21 protein-coding genes are annotated in these 24369 nt (G+C 60.8%); 11 read left to right on the forward strand and 10 right to left on the reverse strand.

Features of this window, described 5'->3' with window-relative positions:
• Window positions 1-194 precede the first annotated feature (194 nt).
• The 10 genes from HMPREF2712_RS07155 (at window position 195) to HMPREF2712_RS07205 (ending at window position 13443) form a co-directional block, all read left to right on the forward strand.
• Window positions 195-389, forward strand: coding sequence for a ubiquitin-like protein Pup (locus HMPREF2712_RS07155; RefSeq protein WP_005506016.1), 195 nt, complete (start codon window positions 195-197; stop codon window positions 387-389).
• 27 nt (window positions 390-416) lie between these two features.
• Window positions 417-1889, forward strand: a complete 1473-nt coding sequence (gene pafA / locus HMPREF2712_RS07160; RefSeq protein WP_070819613.1) for a Pup--protein ligase — start codon at window positions 417-419, stop codon at window positions 1887-1889.
• A 217-nt stretch (window positions 1890-2106) separates the two neighbouring features.
• Entirely contained in the window at window positions 2107-3147 is a 1041-nt protein-coding gene (locus HMPREF2712_RS07165) for an FKBP-type peptidyl-prolyl cis-trans isomerase (protein WP_070819614.1), read from the forward strand.
• Window positions 3148-3277: 130 nt separating this feature from the next.
• Window positions 3278-3673 carry an FKBP-type peptidyl-prolyl cis-trans isomerase gene (locus tag HMPREF2712_RS07170; protein ID WP_005508667.1) on the forward strand — a complete coding sequence of 132 codons (396 nt, stop codon included), beginning with the start codon at window positions 3278-3280 and terminating at the stop codon, window positions 3671-3673.
• A gap of 208 nt (window positions 3674-3881) precedes the next feature.
• Window positions 3882-6149, forward strand: coding sequence for a WYL domain-containing transcriptional regulator (locus HMPREF2712_RS07175; RefSeq protein WP_070819615.1), 2268 nt, complete (start codon window positions 3882-3884; stop codon window positions 6147-6149).
• A gap of 437 nt (window positions 6150-6586) precedes the next feature.
• Window positions 6587-6832 carry a Sec-independent protein translocase subunit TatA gene (gene tatA, locus HMPREF2712_RS07185; RefSeq protein ID WP_005506024.1) on the forward strand — a complete coding sequence of 82 codons (246 nt, stop codon included), beginning with the start codon at window positions 6587-6589 and terminating at the stop codon, window positions 6830-6832.
• A gap of 133 nt (window positions 6833-6965) precedes the next feature.
• Complete coding sequence (tatC, locus tag HMPREF2712_RS07190; RefSeq protein WP_070819616.1) at window positions 6966-7847, forward strand: twin-arginine translocase subunit TatC; 882 nt, start codon at window positions 6966-6968, stop codon at window positions 7845-7847.
• Between the two features lie 282 nt (window positions 7848-8129).
• On the forward strand, window positions 8130-11180 hold the full coding sequence (locus tag HMPREF2712_RS07195; RefSeq protein WP_070819617.1) for a DEAD/DEAH box helicase: 3051 nt from the start codon (window positions 8130-8132) through the stop codon (window positions 11178-11180).
• 227 nt (window positions 11181-11407) lie between these two features.
• A complete protein-coding gene (locus HMPREF2712_RS07200) occupies window positions 11408-12586 on the forward strand; it encodes an amidohydrolase (RefSeq protein ID WP_070819618.1) in 1179 nt (392 codons plus the stop codon).
• Window positions 12587-12708: 122 nt separating this feature from the next.
• On the forward strand, window positions 12709-13443 hold the full coding sequence (locus tag HMPREF2712_RS07205; protein WP_070819619.1) for a polyprenol monophosphomannose synthase: 735 nt from the start codon (window positions 12709-12711) through the stop codon (window positions 13441-13443).
• Between the two features lie 245 nt (window positions 13444-13688).
• Here the strand turns inward: HMPREF2712_RS07205 and HMPREF2712_RS07210 are convergent, their stop codons facing one another.
• The 6 genes from HMPREF2712_RS07210 to HMPREF2712_RS07235 all read right to left on the reverse strand — a co-directional run bounded on the left by HMPREF2712_RS07210 (window position 13689) and on the right by HMPREF2712_RS07235 (window position 19464).
• Window positions 13689-14027 carry an RNA polymerase-binding protein RbpA gene (locus tag HMPREF2712_RS07210; RefSeq protein ID WP_005506034.1) on the reverse strand — a complete coding sequence of 113 codons (339 nt, stop codon included), beginning with the start codon at window positions 14025-14027 and terminating at the stop codon, window positions 13689-13691.
• 189 nt (window positions 14028-14216) lie between these two features.
• Entirely contained in the window at window positions 14217-15212 is a 996-nt protein-coding gene (locus HMPREF2712_RS07215) for an SPFH domain-containing protein (RefSeq protein ID WP_070819620.1), read from the reverse strand.
• Window positions 15213-15305: 93 nt separating this feature from the next.
• Window positions 15306-15755, reverse strand: a complete 450-nt coding sequence (locus HMPREF2712_RS07220) for an NfeD family protein (protein WP_070616350.1) — start codon at window positions 15753-15755, stop codon at window positions 15306-15308.
• 542 nt (window positions 15756-16297) lie between these two features.
• The gene (gene trpD / locus HMPREF2712_RS07225; protein ID WP_070819621.1) at window positions 16298-17368 is read right to left on the reverse strand and encodes an anthranilate phosphoribosyltransferase; all 1071 of its coding nucleotides are present in this window, start codon (window positions 17366-17368) and stop codon (window positions 16298-16300) included.
• 113 nt (window positions 17369-17481) lie between these two features.
• Window positions 17482-17835 (reverse strand): HesB/IscA family protein, encoded by a 354-nt coding sequence (locus HMPREF2712_RS07230; protein WP_049347628.1) that lies wholly within the window; start codon window positions 17833-17835, stop codon window positions 17482-17484.
• 234 nt (window positions 17836-18069) lie between these two features.
• Window positions 18070-19464 carry a M20/M25/M40 family metallo-hydrolase gene (locus HMPREF2712_RS07235; protein WP_070819622.1) on the reverse strand — a complete coding sequence of 465 codons (1395 nt, stop codon included), beginning with the start codon at window positions 19462-19464 and terminating at the stop codon, window positions 18070-18072.
• Window positions 19465-19579: 115 nt separating this feature from the next.
• Here HMPREF2712_RS07235 and HMPREF2712_RS07240 point away from each other — a divergent pair, with 115 nt between their 5' ends.
• The gene (locus HMPREF2712_RS07240; RefSeq protein WP_070819623.1) at window positions 19580-20209 is read left to right on the forward strand and encodes a DUF3043 domain-containing protein; all 630 of its coding nucleotides are present in this window, start codon (window positions 19580-19582) and stop codon (window positions 20207-20209) included.
• A 169-nt stretch (window positions 20210-20378) separates the two neighbouring features.
• Here the strand turns inward: HMPREF2712_RS07240 and HMPREF2712_RS07245 are convergent, their stop codons facing one another.
• The 4 genes from HMPREF2712_RS07245 to recO form a co-directional block, all read right to left on the reverse strand.
• Window positions 20379-21035, reverse strand: coding sequence for a DUF6318 family protein (locus HMPREF2712_RS07245; RefSeq protein ID WP_070819624.1), 657 nt, complete (start codon window positions 21033-21035; stop codon window positions 20379-20381).
• Between the two features lie 270 nt (window positions 21036-21305).
• Window positions 21306-22394: a quinone-dependent dihydroorotate dehydrogenase gene (locus HMPREF2712_RS07250; protein WP_049341239.1), complete on the reverse strand. Its 1089-nt coding sequence runs from the start codon at window positions 22392-22394 to the stop codon at window positions 21306-21308.
• A 69-nt stretch (window positions 22395-22463) separates the two neighbouring features.
• Window positions 22464-23255 carry an isoprenyl transferase gene (locus HMPREF2712_RS07255; protein WP_049341241.1) on the reverse strand — a complete coding sequence of 264 codons (792 nt, stop codon included), beginning with the start codon at window positions 23253-23255 and terminating at the stop codon, window positions 22464-22466.
• Between the two features lie 175 nt (window positions 23256-23430).
• Window positions 23431-24282, reverse strand: coding sequence for a DNA repair protein RecO (recO, locus tag HMPREF2712_RS07260; RefSeq protein ID WP_070819625.1), 852 nt, complete (start codon window positions 24280-24282; stop codon window positions 23431-23433).
• Window positions 24283-24369 lie beyond the last annotated feature (87 nt).

Consider the following 24369-nt stretch of genomic DNA (forward strand, 5'->3'; position numbering starts at 1 on the left):
TAGCGCCTCACAGCCGCAAACCCACATAAACTCATATTCTTCCCCGGGGCGAATACCCCCATTCGGAAGAGTAAAAACCACATAACCCACAGGTAGGGTGCAGGAAGGTCCGGGTACCAAAACCCTCACACCCCGCACCCGACCCCACTCAAAACTTATTTGTCCACAACCGAAAACCCCTTGAGGAGAGAACCATGAGCCGCGAACGCATCAGCGCACAGCAGACCGAAACCACCGCAGCCGAGCAGGAGCAGGAACTGACCCTCGCCGCCTCCCACGTTGTCTCTGACGTGAGCGAGGTCGACGACCTGCTCGACGAAATTGACGGCCTGCTCGCTGAGAACGCTGAAGACTTCGTCACCGGCTTCGTCCAGAAGGGCGGCGAGTAACCGGCGCACCTGCGCCGGGTCAGCATCATGGAACACCGTATTTTCGGCATTGAAAGCGAATTCGGGCTCAGCTACGTCCCGCACGGGCTCGGTCGGCTGAGCATCGAAGAGTCCGCCGCCGCCCTTTTCAAGCCCGTCCTGGATCAGTGGCGTTCAACGAACGTCTTCCTGCCCAACGGCGGTAGGCTCTACCTTGACGTGGGTTCGCACCCCGAGTACGCCTCCGCCGAATGCGGCAGCATTGACGAACTACTCGCGCAGGAACGCGCCGGTGAGCTGCTGTTCGCTGACCTGGCGCGTACCGCCCGCAAGCGCCTGCTCGCAGGCTCGGAGGGCCGCCCCCTCGACGGTGAACTGTACCTGTTCAAAAACAACGTGGATTCGGCAGGCAACTCCTACGGCAGCCACGAGAACTACCTGATCAGCCGCAAACTGCAGTTCAACGACCTGATTGCCCAGCTCGTGCCGTTCCTGGTGACCCGCCAGATTCTGGTTGGTGCCGGTAAGACCCACCCGAAGGGCGGCCCGGTGCCCGGCTCGACCGACCCGGCGTCCAGCACGGGTGTGCCGTCGTATTCGTTCTCGCAGCGTGCCGACCATATTTGGGAGGCGGCATCTACCTCAACCTCGCGCGCTCGCCCGCTCATTAACACCCGCGACGAGCCGCACGCGGACGCGTCGAAGTTCCGCCGCATGCACGTCATTAATGGTGACTCGAATATGGCGGAGCCGACGACCCTGCTGAAGATTGCCAGCACCGACCTGGTGCTGCGCATGCTGGAGGACCGCTTCCCGGTCACGAGCCTGGATATTGTGTCTGTTCCGGCGGCTCTGCGCGCTATCAGCCACGACCTGACCGGCACCGCAACCTTCGAAACCACCGATGGTAAGCACTACACAGCGTTGAGCGTTCAGCGTCACTACCTGGATGCGGCACGCCAGTACGTGCAGCAGTACGGCGCGCACCACCACCACGTGGAATACGCCCTGGACCTGTGGCAACGCACCCTGGACGCTATCGAGTCCGGCGACTACAGCAGCATTGACACTGAGATTGACTGGGCGATTAAGAAGAAGCTTCTGGATGCGTATATTGCCCGCGCCCGCGCGGCTGGTCAGCCTGCCGATTATGCGAGCGCCCGCATCCGTCAGCTGGATTTGGCGTACCACGACATCGACCCGGAGCGTAGCGTCTTCCACGCGCTGGTTCGTCGCGATGCGGTCAAGCGCATCCTGCCTGAGGGTGCTGCGGAGGCGGCGAAGACTGCGCCGCCGAACACTCGCGCTCTGCAGCGTTCGCGTTTCATTAATGCGGCGGTTGCGGCGGGGGAGCAGTTCACCGTGGATTGGGTGCATTTGAAGCTCAACGCCTACCCGCAGCACACGCTGGTGTGTAAGGACCCGTTCGCAACTGACAGTGAAGGCTTGGAGGAAGTGCTGACCCTGTTGGCGTCTAAGGCGCGTCAGCATCAGGAGGCGGCATTCCCGCCGCCCTGCTAAACAGCGCCGCTAAACAGCATTGCTAGAAACGCTCTGATGAGGGGAAACCCGCCGGCGGTCGGGGTTGTGGGCCTTCGGGAACACCCCGGCCGCGACACAGCCTGAACACAGCTACGTGCCGTAGCATAAAACAGCTAAACCTATACCTGTAAACTGTTCTGTGGCACACGGGCACTCACACGCCCCACTCGCACAGAAAACCCCAGAGGATAACACTATGACCAAACGCTCTAAGCTCACTATCTTTGGTGCCAGCACGGCTGCTCTCGCGCTTGCACTGTCTGCATGTGGCGCGCAGTCCAGCAGCGACCTGTCTAAGGTGCAGTACACCCTGAAGAACGCGACCGCTGAGCCTGAGGCGTCCTTCGCGACTCCCTTCGCCGCTTCTAGCCCCTCCGCGTACGTGATTGAGGAAGGCAACGGCGACTCCATCAATGATGGTGACTACGTGCTCGTTGAGGCTGCCGTGTTCAATGGCACCGACGGCAAGCTTAACGGTTCCACTTACTCCAGCGAGCCGATTCTGCTGCCGATTAACGATCAGCTGAAGCAGGCTGCACCGCAGGTGTACGAAACCCTGAAGAAGATTAAGGTTGGCGGCTCCTTCTCGTACACCACCAACGTTCTGCAGCAGCGCAGCACTGCGGGCGTGACCACCACGACCGCTTCGCCCGGCGCCGCAACCAACGTTGAGGTGTACACCGTGAAGACGAAGCTGCCCAAGTACGCAACCGGTAAGGCTGTTGAGGCTGACCCGTCGCTGCCGTCCTTCACTCTGGATGAGTCCACCGGCAAGGCTGAAATCAAGCTGCCCGATAACAAGCCGGAGGTCACCGAGCTGACCGCTAAGACCCTCATTGAGGGCGAGGGCGCCGAGGTCAAGGAAACCGATACCGTGTACGTGCGTTACATTGGCGTGCAGTACTCCGACGGTAAGGTCGTCGACGGCAACTATGACGCCGCCACCCCGATGGGCATCTCCCTGCAGGGCGTTATCAAGGGCTGGACTCAGGGTCTGAAGGGCAAGAAGGTCGGCTCTCGTGTTGAGCTGGTCATCCCGGCGGACCTGGCGTACGGTAACGACACCGGCGGTTCCAAGCCTTCCGGCTCCCTCGTGTTCGTGGTTGATATTCTGGGTGCGGAGGAGAACCCGCAGACCCTGCAGCGTGCCCAGGCGGCTTCTAGCGCAGCTGCTGCGGAGGCGAGCGCCTCGGCAACCGCAACCCCGGCAGCTACCGCTTCGGCTACCGCGCAGTAGCCCGGGATCCATATTTTCGGGACCCACGTTTTTACGTCACATTTTTATACCGCGCTCGCCGCCTATACGGCTTAGGCGGCGGGCGCACCCACTATTTCGATGTATGTCGAACCAATCAAAGGAGACACCCATGTCTTTCGGTCAGCGTAACCTCGACCGCGAAAAGCCCGAAATCGATTTCCCCGAAGGCGACGCCCCCACCGAGCTGGTCATCACCGACCTGATCGAGGGCGCAGGCGCTGAGGTTGTTCCCGGCTCCCGCGTGCTCACCCACTACGTTGGTGTGGCTTTCTCCACCGGTGAAGAGTTCGACGCATCCTGGAACCGCGGCGAGCCGCTGCCCTTCCAGGTGGGCGTTGGCCAGGTTATTCGCGGTTGGGATGAGGGTCTGCTCGGCATGAAGGTCGGCGGCCGTCGTCGCCTGGAGATTCCCGCCGACATGGCGTACGGTGACCGCGGCGCTGGTTCGGTCATTAAGCCCGGTGAGTCCCTGATTTTCGTGGTGGACCTGCTGGACGTCCGCTAAGGACTAGCAAGGTTCTCGCGTTTTTCGCGTGAGAGACGCGTAGCCCGGTGCTTTCTCCCGATTGTGGGAGGGGCGCCGGGCTTTTTTGTACTGGGCTTTTTATGCCGGGCTATCGGCGCGCCCGCGAGATTTTATGCCCGCGCATTCTTCCCGCAGCCACCCCATACGCTGAGCAAGTGCCGCGGAACACACACGGTATGATGGAATCATGTCCACCGCAGCTCAGCTTTACATGACTCTTCACCGCCTCGCCACCGCCGCCGAGGCGCCCGATACCGCAACCCGAACCCAAGGCATCAGCCGCAACGAGCTACTGACCCTGCTCGGCATTAGCACGCGCGCTAACGGCTCCCTCAGCGAGGCCCAGGAACGCGCCTTTGAACGAGCCAAGCAGACCCTGCGTGATGCCGGCGCGCGCATCACCCACGTGACCACGGACCTGGGGGAGCGCTACCGCCTCGAAACCAGCAACGCCGGAGAACTACCTGCCTGGAACCCCACCGCTGAGGAGTTCCGCCTCATCAACACCATCCTGCGCGGCTGGGAAGGCACCGAACTGCAGGATGACGCCTACCGCATCCTGCGTAAGATTGCGCTGACCAGCGAGAACCTCACCGATGAGGCGCTTGCCGCCGCGAAGATCCTGGACCCGAAGACCGGCAAGCGTCAGCGCGCGAAGAACCTGCACACCTACCGCGAGCCTCTTCAGCGCATTTACTTTAGCGATAACCCGCACCTGAATGAGCTGTTCACTGCCTATGCGGAGCGTAAGACGGTCACGTTCACCTATCAGACGGCTGCCGGGGCGACCCGCACGCAGGAGAAGGTCAGCGTTGCCGGTATTGGGTACCGTTACGGCACCTGGTATTTTGTCGGCTACTACACTGAGAGCTCGGAGCGTAAGGAGTACACGTTCCGTGCCAGCCGTATTCAGAAGCTCACGATGCTCTCACGTATCGATTCGACCCCCATCAACGCGACGTTCAACGCCAAGAACTGGCTTGAAGACATTAAGGGCTACGAAGAGAGCCTAATCGTTGCCGAGGTCAACGCCGATTCCACAGTCTCGGAGCCCTTCACCGTGCCCTCGTACGGCACGATTGATAGCGCCGTGGCGGCGACCAGCTACAGTTGCGTGATCGAGCCGCCCGAGGAATCGGAGGATGCCTCTACCCGTCAGCGTGACAGCTACGCCGCCCAGCAGCAGCTGTTGCGCACCCTCACCGACCTGCACAGTGGCGCGGTCGAAGACCCCGGCACCTGGGCAGATATCAACCAGCGCAACCGTAACAACTCCCTCGACGACCTTGTGGACCTGCTCCTGGGTCTGCACCGTGCCGACCGCTGGGCGAGCGCCCACGGTGAGGCGCCCATGCCGTTGAACCAGCTCAACGCCCTCTACAGCGTGGACACCGAGAAGAACCGTGCCCTCGGCAAAACCATTGCCGAGATTTTCGCACAGGTAGACACCGTGCCCTTCGAGTCTGACCCCAAGGACCCGGACGCGCTCAAGCCCACCTACATTAACCTGCTACCGGACTTTGACGGCGCCACCCCGAACACGCTGCTGAACTATGCGCGCCTTACTGACACTGAGCTCGCCATTCTCGTCTTTACCCTCTCTGCTGCAGATATTCTGCACCCGGCGGATGCGCGTCTGGGCAGTATCCGTGCGGCGCTCGCCGCCGCGTACCCGAACGCGCCCGTCTATGCCCAGCACCTGTGCTTCGCCCCGGAGGAGCCTCTGTTGCAGGAGGCGACTGCCGCCTTGAGTAGCGGCAACGCCGTAACCATTGGTTACGGTACCTCTGAGCGTGCCGCGGATCGTCTGGTGGACCCGTATGCGTTGGTGTTGCACCGCGACCACATGTACCTGCATGCGTGGTGCCGTACCGCTGAGGAACGCTACTATACCGCGCGCGGTGAGGAAGTCCCCGAGTACGTACCCGAGGCTTTTGCTCACGCAGCCACCGGCGAGGCGGGAAACAACGAGACTGCCGACAGCGCGGCGGCGGATAATGAAGCGGGGGAGAAGGAACCCAACTTCTGGCGTAACTTCCGCCTCACCCGCATCAACCACATTCACGAGGCGGGCGCGGGTCGTACCCACCCGGTCACCGGTGACACCGTTCCGCATTGGCACGCGCAGCAGCACAGTACTCAGACCAACCCGTTCGCTGAGTTGCGGATTCACCCGACCGAGCATATTCCCAGCGGTGAACCGCTCGATACTCTCACCGCAACGTACATGCGTCGAAGCACCCACCACGTGAAGAAGGCTTCACGCACCCAGTACGTGCGCATCCACTACTACAACAACGCCCACGGTGCTGGCGATAAGAACATTCTCGATACCGTCATTGCGCACCGAGGTGCCCTCGAACTGGTCGGTCCGGCGCACCTGCGCGCGGCGCTACTTGACCAGTTGCAAACCCTCAACGCGAGCAGCCGCAGGGGTGCGCCCGCAGAAAAATAGAACTTCACCCACTAGCAAAAACACCCTAAAAACCCATCTAAGGGGCCAAAACACTAACCTAAAACTTGTATAATGGTGCTCATGTCTTGGTGGTTCTGGATTTTGCTATGGGGCGCGCTCATCATCTGCTCGCTCCTCTATTTGGCATGGTTCACCTACAAAGCACTCACTCGCGGTTTCACACTCCTTGACGAAACCGTAACCTGGGTCGAGTCAATCGAGGGACAATTCGACGCAGCGCAAGCGAACGCAAGCCGAAAACTCCCGCGAGACACCACCCTCGGGGTATTCACACCCATCACTGAGGCATACAATAACTACGAACAAGGTAAGCAGACACGCAGGTCTGAGCGGATCAAGCGACGGGTCTCCCGACGAGATCGACTCGGCCAACCTCAAAACATCGGAGACCTGCTCTAACAGAAAGGCACACCACCATGGGCCAGATTTTCAGCCACCCCGCGACCATCATCGTCGTTATCCTCCTCATCGTCCTGCTCTTCGGCGCACCCAAGCTGCCCGGTATGGCACGCAGCCTCGGCCAGTCCATGCGCATCTTCAAGACCGAAGTTGAGGGCCTGAAGAACGACTCCAAGAAGGACCCCCGCGAGAAGGACGGCGAAGAGGTCGTCACCGCTGAGGTCGTAGACAACGGCAAGGACGGCAAGACCGAAACCAAGTAACGGTCCCGCCACCGACGCACCAAACCCGTGCCAGCCCACCGGCCGGCACGGGTTTTGCGGCACCACCCCATAAACACCCCACCAGACCCCCTCAGCCGAATCACACACGGCACCGACACCCAGAGGACACCACGTGGCAACACCTGACCAGGACGTGCGCAACCGCAAAATCAATCCTGAAGCACGCATGGAACTCAAGGAACACCTGCGCGAATTCCGCGACCGCCTCATCAAAGCGGCTATCGCAACCGTCATCGCAGCCATCATCGGTACGGTCTTCCTCTACCAGCCTTTCATCGATATGATCTCTGCACCCCTGCAGCAGATCAACGCAGAAACCGGCCGCAACGCAAACCTGAACTACGGTAGCGTCGCATCTCCTTTCGACCAGCTGCTGAAGGTCGGTATGTACATCGGCTTGGTAATCGCCTCTCCCGTCTGGCTCTACCAGGCACTGCGATTCCTGCTGCCGGCACTGCACACCAAGGAGAAGAAGTATCTCTTCGGCTTCCTCACCGCATCTATTTTCGCGTTTGCCTGCGGTGTCGCCATTTCGTACTTCACCCTCCCCGGCGTGGTCTACGCGCTGCTGAAGTTCACCCCCCTCAACGACAGTAACTACATTGACGCGGGCGTGTACATCTCCTTCATCTTGAAGTTCGTCGTTACATTCTCTTGCGCCTTCATCATCCCCGTGATTCTGGTCGGCATTAACATGCTGGGTCTAATCCGCGGTAAGACCATCCTGAAGTCTTGGCGCTGGGTTGTTGTGCTCGTTGCAGTGATTGCAGCGCTGACTGCACCCGGTAGCGACATCATGATGATGTTCGTGCTCATGGCGCCGCTACTGATCTTCTTCTTCGCAGCAATCCTCATCTGCATGATTAACGACAAGCGCCGCGACCGCAAGCTCGCAAAGCTGGCGCAGGGTGCAGACGAAGCAAGCCTGAACACCGCAACCAGCGCCGAAGACCTGGCGAAGATGGGTTACTTCGAGGACGAGAAGACTTCCTAAATTGAATAGCTCGCTTTGAGCAACCTAACCGAAAGGGGCGGGGTACAGAGAACCTGTATCCCGCCCCTTTCGCGTCCCCGGAAAGCGTCTCGAGGCGCACAGACGAAGAGGCGCACAGACGAATTTTTACAACGCCCGCCGGTACATCCCGGCAGAAACTGAGCATAAATTGCGCCGAAACTGTGCCGCCGGTGCGCTCGCTGTTCGCCCGTACCGGATTAGTGCCCATCCGGGATGCTTTCGGAAGGTGGGCGGTGGGCGAGCGGTTACACTGGACATACTATGAGCAAGCACCACGCACAGCACACATCCGACGCACACACTTCTAACTCTTCTAACGAGCAGACCGGCACCGACTACGCTGCCGCCTACGCCGCATCCCGAGAGCGCGCCGCATACGCGAAGACCGCCCTCGGGGCTTTTGAGGCGTCCCTTGATTTTCCGCTGGATGATTTTCAGCGTCAGGCGTGTGCCGCTGTGGAGGCGGACCGCTCCGTCCTCGTTGCCGCGCCTACGGGTGCCGGTAAGACCATTGTGGGTGAGTTCGGTATCTACCTGGCGTTGCGCCGCGGCATGAAGGCGTTCTACACGACCCCCATTAAGGCGCTGAGCAACCAGAAGTACCACGACTTTGTGCGCGCGTACGGCGAGGACTACGTGGGCCTGCTCACCGGCGATACGAGCATCAACACGGAAGCACCCGTGGTCGTGATGACCACCGAGGTGCTGCGCAACATGCTCTACGCCAACTCGACCACGCTGACCGGCCTGGGCTATGTGGTGATGGATGAGGTGCACTACCTGGCGGACCGTTTCCGTGGCGCGGTGTGGGAAGAGGCGATTATTCACCTTCCCGAGCACGTGAACGTCATTTCTCTGTCGGCTACGGTGTCGAACGTTGAGGAGTTCGGCGCGTGGCTGGATACGGTGCGCGGCGGCACGGACATTATTGTTTCTGAGCACCGTCCGGTGCCCCTGTGGCAGCACATGATGGTCGGTCACCGCGTGGTGGACCTGTTCGTACCCGAAGACAACTCCGCGCAGGGTAAGAACCAGGAGCCGGAGGAGAAGCTCTCCCGCAAGCAGGCGAAGAAGGCACAGAAAGCTAAGCAGCGCGGCGCAACCGTGGAGGCGGGCGCCAACCCTCTGCTTGCCGGTCTGCGCCTGAACCCGCAGCTGAAGGCGCTACGCCCCGGCTTCCGTTCCGCACCGGGCCGCGGACGCTACGGCGGCAAGCGTGAACGTTTCCGTCACCGCCGTGAAGGCTGGCTGAATGAGACGTTCAGCAGCGGCGAGCGCGGCCGCTCGGACCGTCGTGACCGTTTCAGCAACGATCGTTTCAGTAACGACCGGGACTTTGATGCGCGCGGTGAGCAGAAGCCTCTGCGTCCGCAGCGCATTACCCGCCCGGAGATGGTGCGCGCCCTCGACAAGCAGGGCCTGCTTCCCGCAATCTGCTTTATCTTCTCCCGAGCCGGTTGCGACGGCGCGGTCAGCCACTGCGTATCCGCCGATATTACGCTGACCACCCCCGAACAGCAGCAGACCATCCGCGCCTACATTGCGGAAGCGACCGCTCACCTGGACACCCGCGACCTAAACACCCTCGGCTACTACGAATGGCGTGACGGACTGATTCGCGGTATCGCCGCACACCACGCCGGCCTACTGCCCCTGTTCAAGGAGGTCGTCGAAACCCTCTTCGCCCAAGGCCTCATCAAGCTGGTCTTCGCCACCGAAACCCTCGCACTGGGCATCAACATGCCCGCCCGCACCGTCATCCTGGAAAAGCTCACCAAGTACAACGGCGAATCCCACGTGGACATCACCCCCGGCGAGTACACCCAGCTGACCGGACGCGCAGGCCGCCGCGGCATCGACATCGAAGGCCACGCCGTTGTCATGTGGCGCCCCGGCATGTCCCCAGAACACGTGGCAACCCTCGCCTCAACCCGCACCTACCCGCTGAACTCCTCATTCCGCCCCACCTACAACATGGCGGCAAACCTCATCGCCTCCTACGGCGCCGAACGCACCCGCAAAATCCTGGAATCCTCCTTCGCACAGTTCCAGGCAGACAAGTCGGTCGTCGGCGTCGCCTCCCGCGTACGCAAAAACGAAAGCGCCCTAGAAGGCTACCGCGAAGCCATGGCATGCCACCTGGGCGACTTCACCGAATACGTCCAGCTCAGCCGCCACATCGCCGAACTGGAAAAGAAAGCGTCTAAGAGCAACGAACGCCACGCACGCGCGCAGGCACACCACAGCATCCAGCAGCTACTGCCCGGCGACATCATCTACATTCCGCACGGCCGCTCCCGCGGCTACGCAGTCGTCATCACCCGTTCCGATTCGCACTCCGACCCGCGCATCGGCATCGTCACCGAGGATGCACACCAGCGCACCGCCTCAACCCGCGATTTCGAAGGCGCCGTCGAACCGGTCTCACGCATCAAAATCCCCAAGCGCCTAAGCCTCAAAACCGCCAAGGAACGCCGCGACACCGCAAGCCGCATGCGTCAGGCACTCTACGACGGCCGCGCCCCGCGTGCGCTCGCACAGCAGAACATCCCGGCTCGTCAGAACAGCATTGACGCTCAGCTGGAGGCTCTGCAGGCTCAGCTGCGTAACCACCCGTGCCACGGCTGCTCGGACCGTGCAAACCACATGCGTTGGGCTGAGCGCTGGCAGAAGCTCAACTCTGAGACGGAAGGGTTGCGCCGTCAGATTGCCCGCCGCACCAACACGATCGCTCAGGTCTTCAACCGCATTGCGCGTCTGCTGGAGAGCTACGGCTACGTCGAACGCACCGAAGACGGCGAGTTGTCGCTAACCACCGGCGGCCAGGCTCTGCGCCGTATCTACGGCGAGCGCGACCTACTGACCGCCCTGTGCCTAGACGCGCACTTCCTCGACGGACTGGAGCCCGCCGCCATCGCGGCAACCGTCGCCGCACTAACCTATCAGGGTAAGCGCGACGCCGTGGAATACCTGGCTCATTACCCGCACCCGTCCCTGCGCGCACCCATCGCGACGATTACGCAGCGCCTCGCCGACCTGAACGCAGCCGAGGAACAGTTCAAGGTCAACCCGACCCCCGCATGCGACTTCGGCCTGGTCGAACCCATGTACGCCTGGGCAAACGGCGCCCACCTCGCAAAGGCAATCGAGGACACCGGCCTTGCCGCCGGCGACTTCGTACGCTGGGCAAAGCAGGTACTGGACGCCCTAGACCAAATTGCGCACATCCGTTCCCTGGACCCGGTCATCCGCGCCCGCTGTGAAGAAGCAATTGAGGCGGTACGCCGCGGCGTAGTCGCACTCGACGTCTAACCCGCACCGTAGTGCTACACCGCACCCGACCAGCTCGGGCCACCACCCCCGCTACTGTGCATTGTTCTGCATCATCTAAGTTCCGCCTCATCTAAGGACGAACGAACTACCACAGGCAGCGGGGGTGCTTCTATACTCAAATGAGACGCTCAGCTAAGCTACGCGAGCACAATTGAAGTGCCCGCCCCGTGTGCGCCTCGGCGCGCCTCAAAGGTGAAAGGAATCTAATGTCTACCCGTATTTTTGTAGATGGTAGCGTGTACAGCCCGGTCGACCCGTACGCAACCGCAATGCTCGTCGAAGACGGCTTCGTCCGCTGGGTTGGTTCCGACTCCGGGGCACGCTCCATTGCCGACGAATCAGCCACCATCACCGAACTCGACGGCGCCCTACTAACCCCCGCCTTTGCACGCGCCCTAGCACCGGTCGCAGGCAAAGAAGCACCCGAAATCCTCGACTACCTGCAGGCATACCGCGCAGCCGGCTACCACACCCACACCCTACTCGCCGGCATGGAAGACGTACCCGACCTCGTCTCCGCGCTCAGCTACTACAGCGCCGAACACGGCGTACCCGACATCCGCCTCATCCTCAACGCCACCGGCGTAGAAACCGACGAACTCATCAGCGCCATCAAGGCACTACGCCCCCTCACCGAAGGCGAACGCGCCATCAAGGGCCTGCAGCTAGTCGGCATCTTTGTCGCACCCGCCGAAGCCCCCGCAGCAGCACAGGTAGCCGAAGACGCCGCACTCCTACTCTCCATCGACGCATCCACCAGCTTCACCACCGCAGCCGACGCCGCACTCGCCGTACGCGAAACCCGCCCCTGGCTGTCCATCCGCCTCGACGCAGCAACCAGCACCCCGCAGGACCCCATCACCGACGAATACCTCACCCAGCTGGCAGAAGCACGCATCAACCTCGGCCTCAGCGTTTGCGAACCCGAAGAAGACGAAACCGCCAACGACACCGTCCAAGCACTCCTCGCACACGCCGGGGGAGAAGCACGCGAATCTGTGGCATCCGTAGCCCGCCGCGCAAACGCAGCCGGCACCTCCATCGCGCTGGGCTCTGATGCTCAGCTGTACGCACCCGGCGCCTGGTCCCTCATCCGCGAACTCGTCAACGACGAATACGGCATCTCCGCACGCAGCGCCTTCGCCGCCCTCACCCGCGGCGTATACCGCCTAGCCCACGAAGAAAACCCCTTCACCGGCCAGTTCGCACCCGACACCCCAGCATTCGTAGCACAGTGGCGCGTAGAAGCCCTCATGGTCCAGGCACCCGACTCCCGCGTAGCATCGTGGAGTACCGACCCTCGTGCTCGCATTCCGCTGCTTCCGGTGTTGGATGAAGATTCGCCTCTGCCCATCCTGGAATCTATTTACACTGAAAGTAACTAATTTTTAGCTTGTCAGAGGCTTTTTAAGGGGTTTCAACCCCTCAATAATTCATTGATTTGAATGTTTACCCGGTATACTGGACATCTACCGGTCTGTTTTATATACACCTGTGAGGGAGTAATATGCGCGTTCTAACTGTCATCCCGACGTATAACGAGAAGGAGAACCTACCCATCGTGGTAGAGCGTCTTCGTAAGGCAGCTCCCGAGGTGGACATTCTCGTGGTGGATGATAACAGCCCCGACGGCACCGGCCAGATTGCTGATGAGCTGTCGGCTAAGGATTCCCAGATTCACGTTCTGCACCGCACCGTTAAGGACGGCCTGGGCGGCGCGTACCTTGCTGGCTTCGATTGGGGCCTTGAGGCAGGCTACGACGTTCTGATTGAGATGGACGCTGACTGCTCGCATCAGCCTGAGCAGCTTCCTTCTCTGGTTCGTGCCGTGGAGGCAGGCGCTGACCTGGCTATTGGTTCGCGTTACGTTCCCGGTGGCAAGACCAAGAACTGGCCGGCTCACCGTCAGATTCTCTCTCGCGGCGCTAACCTGTACACCCGCCTGATTCTGGGTACCTCCATTAAGGACATTACCGCTGGTTTCCGCGCGTACCGTCGTGAGGCCCTGCAGCGTCTGAACCTGGACGGTATTGACTCTAAGGGCTACGTGTTCCAGGTTGATCTGGCGTGGCGTTCTGAGCAGGCTGGCCTGAATATTGTTGAGGTTCCGATTACCTTCGTTGAGCGTGAGATTGGCGCTTCGAAGATGGACGGCAACATTATCTTTGACTCCATGTCTAAGGTGACTCGCTGGGGCATGACTAACCGCATTCAGAAGCTGAAGAAGGCTCTGGGCAAGTAAGACTCCTTGCTCAGACGCTTCTCGCACCTGAGATTTATACGAAAGGACCGGGGGCGGATACATAATGTATCCGCCCCCGGTCCTTTCACTTTCTGTAGCGCTCTTTCTTAGCTCACGCCTGACTCACGTACCGACTGAATCCAGCAACACAACGAGAAAGCCCGCTAAGAGCACGAGTGGCGCTTAGCGGGCTTTCTTTACAGCGCGGGCTTCTACAGCGTTTCTACGGCATGTCTACGGTGCTTTTAGAGCGCGTAGTGCTTGCGGTAGTATTCCAGGCGGTCTTCCAGAGTCTTTTCCAGCTCTTCGATGCTACGGCGTTCCATGAGCATATCCCAGTGGGTACGTGCGGGCTTCTCTTCTTCGGCGTCTGCGGTAGAGTCGCCGTTGACGAGGTATGCTTCCTTGCCGGACTTTGCGGTCCATACCGAGGGGATTTCTGCTTCTGCTGCGAAGGTCACGAAAACGCGGTCACCGTCAGCGGTACGGTATTCGACGCGCTGGCGGGGCGCGGGCTGTACGTTCGATTCGGTTTCCATCGACTGGGAACCCAGGCGCATACCGCGCAGGCTACGATCGCTCATTTTTCCTCCAGTGTCGTCGGGTGCGCTCTTTGGCGCTTTAGGCATAACGTTGGGCGGGGGAGAGCTATTCCCTCGAACGTTTACAAAACATCCATTATATCGGTAATAGTCTCCACCCGCCCAACGTGGTGGTATTTATTCGGCGTGATTTTTGGTGATTCACGCCTTTTTATGCGTTAGATTTCGCGTTTAGCCGTTGATGCCGTAGCTTCCGGGTGCCTGCGGTGCGCTCTTGGGTGCCTCTGCTGCGGGCTTCTTCGGTGCGTCCGCAAGGTCGGATGCGGGCAGGGTGCCGAATGCGTTGCCCAGGCCGCGCAGTGCATCGCCGAGTTCGGTCGGGATGAACCAGAGCTTGTTGGCGTCGCCTTCGGCGAGCTTGGGCAGGGTCTGCAGGTACTGGTAGGTGAGCAGCTGCTGGCTGGGGTTGGATTCGTGAATTGCTGCGAAGACCTTCTGCACGGCTTCTGCTTCACCGTTTGCGCGCAGGATTGCGGACTGTGCGTCACCTTCTGCACGAAGGATTTGCGCCTGCTTTTCACCCTCTGCACGCAGGATTGCGGCGCGGGATTCACCTTCTGCAGTCAGAATGTCGGACTGCTTCTGGCCTTCTGCGGTGAGGATTGCGGCGCGACGGTCACGCTCTGCACGCATCTGCTTCTCCATGGAGTCCTGGATGGACACCGGGGGCTGGATTTCCTTGATGTCCACGCGGGAGACGCGCAGGCCCCAGCGGCCGGTGGTGGAGTCGAGTACACCTCGCAGTTCAGCGTTGATCTGGTCGCGGGAGGTGAGGGTCTGCTCCAGGTTCAGGCCACCGACGACGTTACGCAGGGTTGCGCTGGTCAGCTCGTCTACGGCGCGAATGTAGTTGGTGATTTCGTAGGTTGCCGAGCGCGGGTCGGTGACCTGGAAGTACACGACGGTGTCGATGCCGACCACGAGGTTATCTTCGGTAATCACGGACTGCGCGGGGAAGGAAACGACCTGTTCGCGCAGGTCGATGAGGGGCAGCACGCGGTCAACTACAGGGATGACGATGTGCAGGCCGGGGTTGAGAACGGCGTGGAATTTACCCAGTCGTTCGACGATGCCGGCTCGTCCCTGCGGGATGACGCGCACGGTCTTTGCGAGCATCGTCAGCACGAAGAGGATGAGTAGGACCGTCAGAATAAGGCTGATAGGCATTGTTTCTCCTTATCGGTGAGTTATATGGTGTGTTCTAGGGCATCTGAATTGGCATTTGGAGCCAGTATTCAGATGGGTCTTAGTTTGTTGGTCTTAGTCATGGGGGAGAGGCTCTACGATTGCGGTAGCACCCTCAATGGCTCGTACCCTCGCGTGTGATCCTGCTACGAGCGTTCCGGAGGCGGTGCGCGCCGTCCAGGTGTCGCCAGCCAGTACCACCAAACCGGTTTCGCTAGTCACATCTTGAGTGACGCGCACCTCAGCACCAACGAGTGCTTCGGCATTAGTGACAGCTCCGGTGGCTGATTTATTGAGCTTTTTCAGCAGCGGCGGGCGCAGGCCAAGAACCAGAATCAGGCAGATCACCACGAAAATAACGGTTCGAATCAGCATGTTATCCACGAAGGGCGATATTGCTGCGGTGATGCCTGCGCTAATCGCCAGCATAAGAAAGAACAGGTCGAGGCTGAGCATTTCTATGACGGCGAAAACGAGGGCGAGTGCAACCCAGAGTGTCCAGGGTGTCTCAAAGAGCCAATCCACGAGTTTTCTCCTTTGGTGTACATCAACCGGCGTGGTTGACGTTGGATCTGCACACGAGGCGACAGCACCTTCGTGATGCGGGGTATATCCATTATTTCAGGTGGATTGAGTGCTGGCGACAGTTCTGGTGACCGAGTGAGGTTAATACATGAACTGTTAAGACTTTATTTAGATACGGGGAATCTTTGGTTCATTCTAGGCCTCCCTAAAAAGCCGATAATATACATTATGTAAAGTAGACCTATTTTTCACTACCCCACCGACTGCTCACCGGTGCTTTCTACGCTCAGGCTGGCACAGGTCAAACCTGTGCTCCTCGCAGTGCGACTACACTGTTCCATCCGCGGTTCTGAACTCCGCTATTCTGAGCTCCACGCGCCTTGCGTCTTCCTCGACACTCAGCCGCACGCTCACATGCCCCGAACCTTCGGGCTCCTCAACGCATCCCGTTAAACGACAAACACCCGAGACTCCACACCTTTCGGTGCGCCCCATCTCGGGTGTTTGTCATCAGCTACTGAGCTTCTTTATGCTGGGCTTCTTTATTCTGCGTGCTTTTCGCTGAACTCTACCCATGCGTTGAGCACACGCTCCGCTGCACCGGATGCAATGGATTCGCGTGCATCAGCCAAAGCCTGAGTGAAGCGGGTCTCAAAGCTCTCCCCGTTGACCGGGCGGTACGCGACCAGGCCTGCGGCTGCGTTGATGAGCACAGCGTCGTGAATTGCGCGCAGCGGGCTCTTCGGGGCCTCGCCCTCCCCCGCCAAAATTGCGCGGAAAATGCCCGCGTTGTACTCGGCGTCGCCGCCTCGCAGCTGCTCCAGCGGTGCGTTCTGCAGACCGTACTCGGTCGGGTCAAAACGATACTCGGTCATCTCGCCGTCGACAGCCTCCCACAGGCGGCTCGTAGTCGCGATGGTCAGCTCGTCCAGGCCGTCATCACCGCGGAAAATCAGGGCGTGGTCGCCGCGCTCAGCGAAGACGTGAGCCATCTTCTCAGCCATGACCGGGTTAGCAACGCCGATAGCCGAAGACTTCACGCGAGCCGGGTTCGTCATGGGGCCCAGGTAGTTGAACGCGGTCGGAATGCCCAGCAGGCGGCGGGTCGGGCCCACGTGGCGCATTGCCGGGTGGAAAGTCATCGCAAATAGGAACGTGATGCCGGTCTCGCGAGCGCATTCGGCGACTGCGGGAATGGGCATGTCGAGGCGGATTCCGAGGGCTTCAAGGACGTCTGCGGAGCCGGATTTGGAGGTGGAGGCGCGGTTGCCGTGTTTGACGACGGTGGCGCCGGTGCCTGCGATGACGAGGGCCGCCATGGTGGAGATGTTGACGGTGTTTTGCTGGTCGCCGCCGGTGCCGACGATGTCTACGGCGTGGGGGTCGATGTCGACGGTTTCGGCTTTGGCGATCATGCCGGCTGCGAGTGCGCCGAGTTCTTCGGGGGTTTCGCCTTTGGAGTGGAGGGCGGTGAGGAAGGATGCGAGGATCGGCTGTTCGGTTTGGCCGGTCATGATGTGGTCCATTGCCCAGGAGACTTCGGTGTCGGTGAGGTTTTGGTGTTTGACGAGCTGGTTGAGGATGTATTTCCAGGTGATTTCGTGCGTAGTCATGTGTTAAGTGTAAAACCCCCGCCGCGTATCTGCATGGTTGGGTGCAGTATGCGAGACGGGGGTTTGTTAGGCGTGTTGCACCGTGGGGTGCTTAGCGCTGGGGTGTCTTCGGTTTAGTGGAAGGAGTCACCGCATGCGCAGGAGCCTGCTGCATTGGGGTTGTCGATGGAGAAGCCCTGCTTTTCGATGGTGTCTTCGAAGTCGATGGTGGAGCCGTCGAGGTAGGGTGCGCTCATCTTATCGACGATGACCTCTACGCCGTCGAAGTCGCGGACTGCGTCGCCGTCGAGGACGCGCTCGTCGAAGTAGAGCTGGTAGATGAGGCCGGAGCAGCCGCCGGGCTGGACGGCGATGCGCAGGCGCAGGTCGGTGCGGCCTTCCTGTTCGAGGAGGGTGCGGACCTTGGTCTGTGCTACTTCGGTGAGGTTGACGCCGTGGGTCGGCAGTTCGGTGGTGGTTTCACTCATTGGTGTTGTCCTTTTGTTTGGTTGGTTGCCCGTGTGCGCCGCGTGTGGGTGCGTGTGGGCGTTTTAGCCTTCACGATACGCGCCCGAGTGTTTGATGTACAACCTAGGGTGTGCATAGTTCGCCGGGGGCGTGAGTGTTGGTGTGGGGGCTTGACATGTAATTCTGCTTCTAGGATACCGAAAAAGTGGGGGTTGGGGTTTGTGACCCTTCTCCCCCACTTTTTGTGGATGTTCCTAGCGAGCGCCGAGTGCGCTCAGAAGCAGTGCCTCCGCGAGGATTGCGTTCTTGAAGTCCGGGATGTAGAGGGACTCGTTGGCGCTGTGTGCGCGGGTGTCGGGGTCTTCTACGCCGGTGACGAGGATCTGTGCCTGCGGGAAGAGGTCCTTCAGGTCGGAGATGAACGGGATGGAGCCGCCCATGCCGGTCTGTACGGGTTCTACGTCCCAGGCGGCGCGCATTGCGTCGAGGGCGGTCTGTGCACCGTCTGCGTCGACTTCGGTGGCGACGGGCATGCCGGAGTCGACGGCGGTGTAGTTCGCCTGGGCACCGTGGGGTGCGTGTGCCTTGATGTGTTCGGCAAGTGCGCGGTGTGCGTTTTCGGGGTTGTCGCCGGGTGCTAGGCGGGTGCTGATGCGTGCGCGGGATACGACGGCGAGGGTGTTGGAGGAGGTTGCGATGGAGGGGATGTCCATGCCGATGACGGAGATTGCCGGCTGGGTCCACAGGCGGGAGGCAACGGATCCGGTGCCTGCCAGGGGTACGGTGTCGAGGATGCCGGAGTCGTTGCGGAAGTCTGCTTCGGCGTATTCGAGTTCGGGTTCGGGGGCGCGGTGCAGACCTTCGACGGCTACGGCGCCGGTTGCGTCATGCAGGGTGGCGAGTAGCTGCGCCATGAGGGTGTGTGCGTCGAGCATGGGGCCGCCGAACATGCCGGAGTGGATGGCGTGGCTACCGACGCGCACTTCGATGTCGCCGGATGCGACGCCGCGCAGGCTGGTGGTGAGTGCGGGTACGCCGGCACGCCAGTTGGCGGAGTCTGCGACGACAATGTAGTCGGCGGACAGTTCCTCACGGTATGTGTTGAGGAAGGAGACGAAGGAGGGTGAGCCTGCCTCTTCTTCGCCTTCGATGAAGAGCTTCACACCGAGATTGAAGTCATCGCCGAGAGTTTCGTTGAGGGCTGCGAGCGCGGCGAGGTGCACGAGGATGCCTGCCTTGTCGTCTGCTGCACCGCGGCCGTAGAGGCGGTCGCCCTTGCGGGTTGCGACGAAGGGGTCGGTGTCCCACAGGTCGAGGTTGCCGGCGGGCTGCACGTCGTGGTGGGCGTAGAGCAGGATGGTTGGGTAGCCTTCTGCGGCGGGGCGGGAGGCGATGACGGCGGGCATGCCCTGCTTTTCGGTGCCGTCGGCGGTGGTGTAGGTGGCACGTTCGATGCGTACGTTGTTGAAGCCTGCCTTGGTTGCGAGCGCGGCGACTGCCTCGGCGCTGCGGTCTACCTGGGTGAGGTCGTGCGATTCCCAGGCGATGGAGGGGATGGCGACGAGCTCGGTGAGGGTCTGCAGGGTTGCTTCGAAGTTTTTGGTGACGGCGTCGCGTAGGGCGCTGTGGTGGGTGAATTCAGTAGTCATGTTTCTACCTTACCCCCACCTTACCCGCTGCCGCCGGGTGGTTGGGGTTGTTTCAGTTGCTGGTGTGGGCTTGTGGGGGCGGGTTTGGTGTGTGCCGTTCGGGTATGATGGGAGGGTGTTTGGTCGTAAGAAAGAGAAGGCTGAAGCGGAAGCTGTTCAGCCGCAGGTTGTAGAGGAGCCTCAGGCTCCGGTTAATCCGAAGTTCACCCCGAAGAAGGGCCGTCCTACTCCTTCGCGTAAGGAGCAGCAGGCGGCTCGTCGTCAGCCTCTGGTTGTTAGTGACCGTAAGGAGGCGAAGGCTCGTGAACGTGAGGCGATGGCGAAGGCTCGTGAGCGTCAGAATGATGCGTTGATGGGTGGCGATCAGCGTTACCTGCCCGCCGTGGACCGTGGTTCGCAGCGCCGTTATATCCGTGATTATGTGGATGCGCGCCGTAACCTTGGCGATTTTATGTTGGCTGTGCTGCTGGTTCTGCTTATTGGTGGCTGGATTGCTCAGGGTGTGTCGGGTACGTCTAGCGTTGGTGCAACGGTTTATTACGGTTCCGTGTACGCAATGTATGCGCTGATGATTCTGTGGGTTGTTGACTACTTTATTTTGTGGCGCAGCCTGAAGAAGAAGCTGATTGCGAAGTTCGGTGAGGTTCAGCGTGGTTCTGGCATGTATGCGTTTAACCGTGTAATGATGATTCGTCGTATGCGCCGCCCGGTTCCGATGGTGAAGTACGGCGAGTACCCGCACTAAGTCGTTAGTGCCTTATAGGTGCTTGGGGAGAGGTCCTGAAGGTTCAGGCCTCTCCCCTATTTTTATGCCCGCTAATCCTCTATACGCGAGAAGCCACATGTGTTTCGAGAAGCTACTTCTTTGGTGGCTTTTCGAAACACATGTGGCTTCTGGACGAATGTATCCGTGCCTAGGCTTCGATTCGGGAGTAGAGGATCTCCCATCTACCGTCGCGGTGTTCGAGGGCGAATGTGTAGATTTCTTCTTCCTTGTCGCTGCTCCAGGTTTCTTGGCGGCCGTCGGGTTCCACTTCGGTGTGTTTGTCCCATTCGTGGCTGGTTTTCAGGTAGTAGGTTTGGCGGTCGTCGCTCCAGGGTATGCCTTCGGGTTCGAAGTGTTCGATGCCGTCGATGACCCATCCGCCGCGCTGGTAGAGCGCTTCTACTTCCTTGTAGATTTTGAGTTCTCCGTCGTTTGAGGCGGAGAGGAATTCGCGGGCTTTGCTGTAGTCGCCGGTTTGGACGCCGTAGTTGATCCATTGGTTCCAGGCGTCCATGGTTTTGAGGATGCCGTCGGGGGTCTTTGCGCGGTATCCGTTTTCGGGGGCGTTGGGTTTGGGGACGTTCTGGGCGGGGCCTTTGGCATCTGCTTTGCGGTATTCGCCGTTACCGACGTTGTTGCCAGCACTGCTGCTTGAGCTGCTGTTGGTGGCAGGCGTGCCGGAGGCTGTGGATCCGTCTCCTGCAGTTGTGATGTCGTGCGGCACGCAGGCGGCGAGTAGGGTGCTGAGGCTGATGAATGTGCCGCCGGTCAGCATTGAGCGGCGGTTCAGAATGTTGGGGTTCATGGTTGGTCCTCCACATCGTTGTAGTGCATGGTCTCCCGCTTATCTCCATTATGCGCGAGCATACATCTTAAACGTCCAGAAGCCACATGTGTTTCGAAAAGCTACTTCTTTAGTGGCTTTTCGAAACACATGTGGCTTTTCGGCTGAATAGAGGGCACACAAAAGGGGCACCGCCTCCACCCCCTACGGGTAGAGAACGGTGCCCCCTTTCAGCACGCCGGGAGCGTGAGGCTCCCTCCCCCGCCAGTCACCCGGCGGGGCGTAAACCTTCTAGCGGCGAGCGCGGCGCAGCTTCACCAGGCCACGGTTAATGTGTGCCGCCCAGAGCGGACCCTCATACAGGAACGCGGTGTAGCCCTGCACCAGGTCAGCGCCAGCGTCCAGGCGCTCCTGCACATCCTCAGCGGTGGTCACGCCGCCAACGGAGATGATGGCGAGGTCGTCTCCAATTTCGCGCTTGAGCAGGCGCAGCACCTCCAGGGAGCGCGGCTTCAGCGGCGCACCGGAAAGGCCGCCGGCACCGATTTCCTTGACCTTGGTCATGTCGCTGGTCAGGCCCAGGCCGTCGCGGGCGATGGTGGTGTTGGTTGCGATGATGCCGTCCAGCTTCAGCTCCTTAGCCAGGGCTGCCACCTCGATCACGTCCTCATCGACCAGATCCGGCGCGATCTTCACGGTCAGCGGTACGTGGCGGTTGGGGCATACGCGGTCTGCCTCTTCACGCACGGCGGCAAGCAGCGGGCGCAACGACTCGATAGCCTGCAGGGTGCGCAGACCCGGAGTGTTCGGGGAAGAAACGTTGACGACCAGGTAGTCTGCCTGCGGTGCCAGGGTGCGGGTAGAAATCAGGTAGTCCTCGATAGCGTTCTCAAGCTCAACGACCTTGGTCTTGCCGATGTTCACGCCGATAACCGGGCGTACAGCGCCGCGGTATTCGGTTTCTAGGTCTGCGCGGGCGGCAGCAACGCGCGGGCCTGCCGCTGCGGCACCGTCATTGTTGAAGCCCATGCGGTTGATGACCGCCTTATCTTCCACAAGGCGGAAGAGGCGCGGCTGCGGGTTGCCGGGCTGCGCCTGACCGGTAATAGTACCGATCTCGACGTGGCCGAAGCCGATACCAGCCAGCGCGGCAATGCCCTTACCGCCCTTGTCGAAGCCTGCAGCCAGGCCGAACGGCGAAGGGAAAGTAATGCCCATGACGGTGGTTGCCAGTTCGGGGGCGGGCTGGAAGTACTTGCGCAGCGCGCGGGTGATGCCGACGTTGCGCAGGGTCTGAACGCCCCAGAAGCCGACGTGGTGTGCCTTCTCGGGGTCCATGCCCTTGAAGAAGATGTTGAAGAAGGTCGGGTAGATGCGCATTTGTTCTCCCTAAGGTTGGAGGGTATGGGTGGTTTATGGGGCTATGAGCCGGGACTGTATGCCGAGCCGCTACTTGTCGTTGGCGACGGCGTCGACAGCGCCACCGTAGCGGCGGTCGCGGCGCGCATACTCTTCGACAGCTTCCCAGAGGGTGCGGCGGTCAACGTCGGGCCAGAGCACGTTCATGAAAATCATCTCGGCGTAGGCGCTCTGCCACAGCAGGAAGTTCGAGATGCGCTGCTCGCCGGAGGAACGCAGGAACAGGTCAACGTCGGGCAGGTCGGGCTCGTCCAGGTACTTCTGGATGGTCTTTTCGGTAATGTTGCCGGGCTTGATCTTGCCCGCCACAGCGTCCGCTGCGATAGCTGCCGCCGCGTCAGCGATTTCTGCGCGGCCGCCGTAGTTCACGCACATGGTGAGGGTGCAGACGGTGTTGTCGATGGTTTCGCGCTCGCAGTGTTCGAGCTCTTCGATGACGTTCTTCCACAGCTTGGGTCGGCGGCCAGCCCAGCGGATGCGCACACCCCAGGTTTTGAGGGTTGCCAGCTGACGCTGCAGCACCTCGGTGGAGAAACGCATGATGAACGCGACTTCGCTGGGTGAGCGCTTCCAGTTTTCGGTGGAGAACGCGTAGGCGGTCACGTACGGGATGCCCATTTCGATAGCGCCCGCGACAACGTCCAGCAGTGCCGCCTCGCCGGCGCGGTGGCCCTCGGTGCGGGGCAGGCCGCGTTCGTTTGCCCAGCGTCCGTTACCGTCCATGACGACGGCGACGTGCTGCGGAATGAACTTCTTCGGGATCGGCGGCGGGGTTGCCCCGGTGGGGTGTGCGGGCGGGGGTACGGGCTGGGTGCGTGCCATGTGTGCCTTTCTTCCCTGGCGGGTTCTCCCCCGGGGTCGTTTGCCTAGATATGCGCCAGATATAAACCTGGCGTGCTGTTAGCTATTTTACCGTGACATAGCGCGCATGGGCGGGTGCTTCGGGGTTTATTTTGCCCTCTGATTGATGCCCGATTTACGCACCGAAGTGTATCTTTTACGACGCAGGAATTTCTGCCTCGAGGGCGCTCGCCGTTTTGAGGGGATGCTCGAGCAGGTTCTGGGTGGTTTTCAGGTAGAGTTCCAGAATTTTGGAGGCGACCGGCACCGGCGCCGCGTCAATAGTCGCCCAGGCGCGTGGATCCGCCGATGCGGTGGCGAGCGCATAGCCGAGCTCTTCGGCACGCAGGCCGGTCAGGGGTGTGTCGGTGGCGGGTGCACATTGGGGGCAGAGGACCGTGTGGTGCCCGTAGGTGTGGGCGGTGTGGAAGGCAATGTACCTGCCGCTTCCGCTTGTAGCGCCGGGGGTACTACTGTCTGCCCCGTTATCGCCCCGGCCATCGGTGCTCGCGAGCGGGTTGCCGCATCGGGTGCAGTTCTCCCCGATGAGCGGCCAGCCGGCGGCGTTCATGCTGCGCGCCAGGTAGCGGGTCAGGATCCTCTGCGGCACGTGCTGCCCGTGCGCGAGCGCGGCAAGCGCCCCATGGGTGAGGGTGTAAATATCGGCGGTGCTGTCGGTGTCTTTGGTGAGTGCTTCTGCCAGTTCGGCGATGGTGGAGGCGCACGTGTACGCATCGTAGTTAGCCATGATGGGTGCGGTGTAGGCGTGCAGGGTTGCCGCCTGGGTGATGGTGTGCAGGTTGGTTCTGCCGCGGCTGAAGGACAGGTCGGTGTGCATGAACGGTTCGAGTCGTCCACCGAATTTGGAGGTGGGTTTGCGTACGGCTTTGGCGACGGCGTGGGTGATTCCGCCGTCGCGGGTGAGCATGATGATGATGCGGTCGGTTTCGCCGAGTTTTTGGGTGCGGAGGATGAGGGCGGCGTCGCGCCAGGTGCGGGGTTCGCTCACGGGTGTCTCCGTTCTCGGTACATGCTCGGTGGGTATCAGGCGGGCGGGTTTTCGGTGGGCTCTCAGTAGGCGGTGAGGGCAGGGGCT

The sequence above is a fragment of the Rothia sp. HMSC064F07 genome (assembly GCF_001837265.1).
Classification (GTDB): domain Bacteria; phylum Actinomycetota; class Actinomycetes; order Actinomycetales; family Micrococcaceae; genus Rothia; species Rothia mucilaginosa.

Bases quoted from the DNA above. Each gene is read 5' to 3' on its own strand.
- HMPREF2712_RS07155 (WP_005506016.1), top strand. From the start codon at position 195: ATGAGCCGCGAACGCATCAGCGCACAGCAGACCGAAACCACCGCAGCC.
- pafA (WP_070819613.1), top strand. From the start codon at position 417: ATGGAACACCGTATTTTCGGCATTGAAAGCGAATTCGGGCTCAGCTAC.
- HMPREF2712_RS07165 (WP_070819614.1), top strand. From the start codon at position 2,107: ATGACCAAACGCTCTAAGCTCACTATCTTTGGTGCCAGCACGGCTGCT.
- HMPREF2712_RS07170 (WP_005508667.1), top strand. From the start codon at position 3,278: ATGTCTTTCGGTCAGCGTAACCTCGACCGCGAAAAGCCCGAAATCGAT.
- HMPREF2712_RS07175 (WP_070819615.1), top strand. From the start codon at position 3,882: ATGTCCACCGCAGCTCAGCTTTACATGACTCTTCACCGCCTCGCCACC.
- tatA (WP_005506024.1), top strand. From the start codon at position 6,587: ATGGGCCAGATTTTCAGCCACCCCGCGACCATCATCGTCGTTATCCTC.
- HMPREF2712_RS07195 (WP_070819617.1), top strand. From the start codon at position 8,130: ATGAGCAAGCACCACGCACAGCACACATCCGACGCACACACTTCTAAC.
- HMPREF2712_RS07200 (WP_070819618.1), top strand. From the start codon at position 11,408: ATGTCTACCCGTATTTTTGTAGATGGTAGCGTGTACAGCCCGGTCGAC.
- HMPREF2712_RS07205 (WP_070819619.1), top strand. From the start codon at position 12,709: ATGCGCGTTCTAACTGTCATCCCGACGTATAACGAGAAGGAGAACCTA.
- HMPREF2712_RS07210 (WP_005506034.1), bottom strand. From the start codon at position 14,027: ATGAGCGATCGTAGCCTGCGCGGTATGCGCCTGGGTTCCCAGTCGATG.
- HMPREF2712_RS07215 (WP_070819620.1), bottom strand. From the start codon at position 15,212: ATGCCTATCAGCCTTATTCTGACGGTCCTACTCATCCTCTTCGTGCTG.
- trpD (WP_070819621.1), bottom strand. From the start codon at position 17,368: ATGACTACGCACGAAATCACCTGGAAATACATCCTCAACCAGCTCGTC.
- HMPREF2712_RS07230 (WP_049347628.1), bottom strand. From the start codon at position 17,835: ATGAGTGAAACCACCACCGAACTGCCGACCCACGGCGTCAACCTCACC.
- HMPREF2712_RS07235 (WP_070819622.1), bottom strand. From the start codon at position 19,464: ATGACTACTGAATTCACCCACCACAGCGCCCTACGCGACGCCGTCACC.
- HMPREF2712_RS07245 (WP_070819624.1), bottom strand. From the start codon at position 21,035: ATGAACCCCAACATTCTGAACCGCCGCTCAATGCTGACCGGCGGCACA.
- HMPREF2712_RS07250 (WP_049341239.1), bottom strand. From the start codon at position 22,394: ATGCGCATCTACCCGACCTTCTTCAACATCTTCTTCAAGGGCATGGAC.
- HMPREF2712_RS07255 (WP_049341241.1), bottom strand. From the start codon at position 23,255: ATGGCACGCACCCAGCCCGTACCCCCGCCCGCACACCCCACCGGGGCA.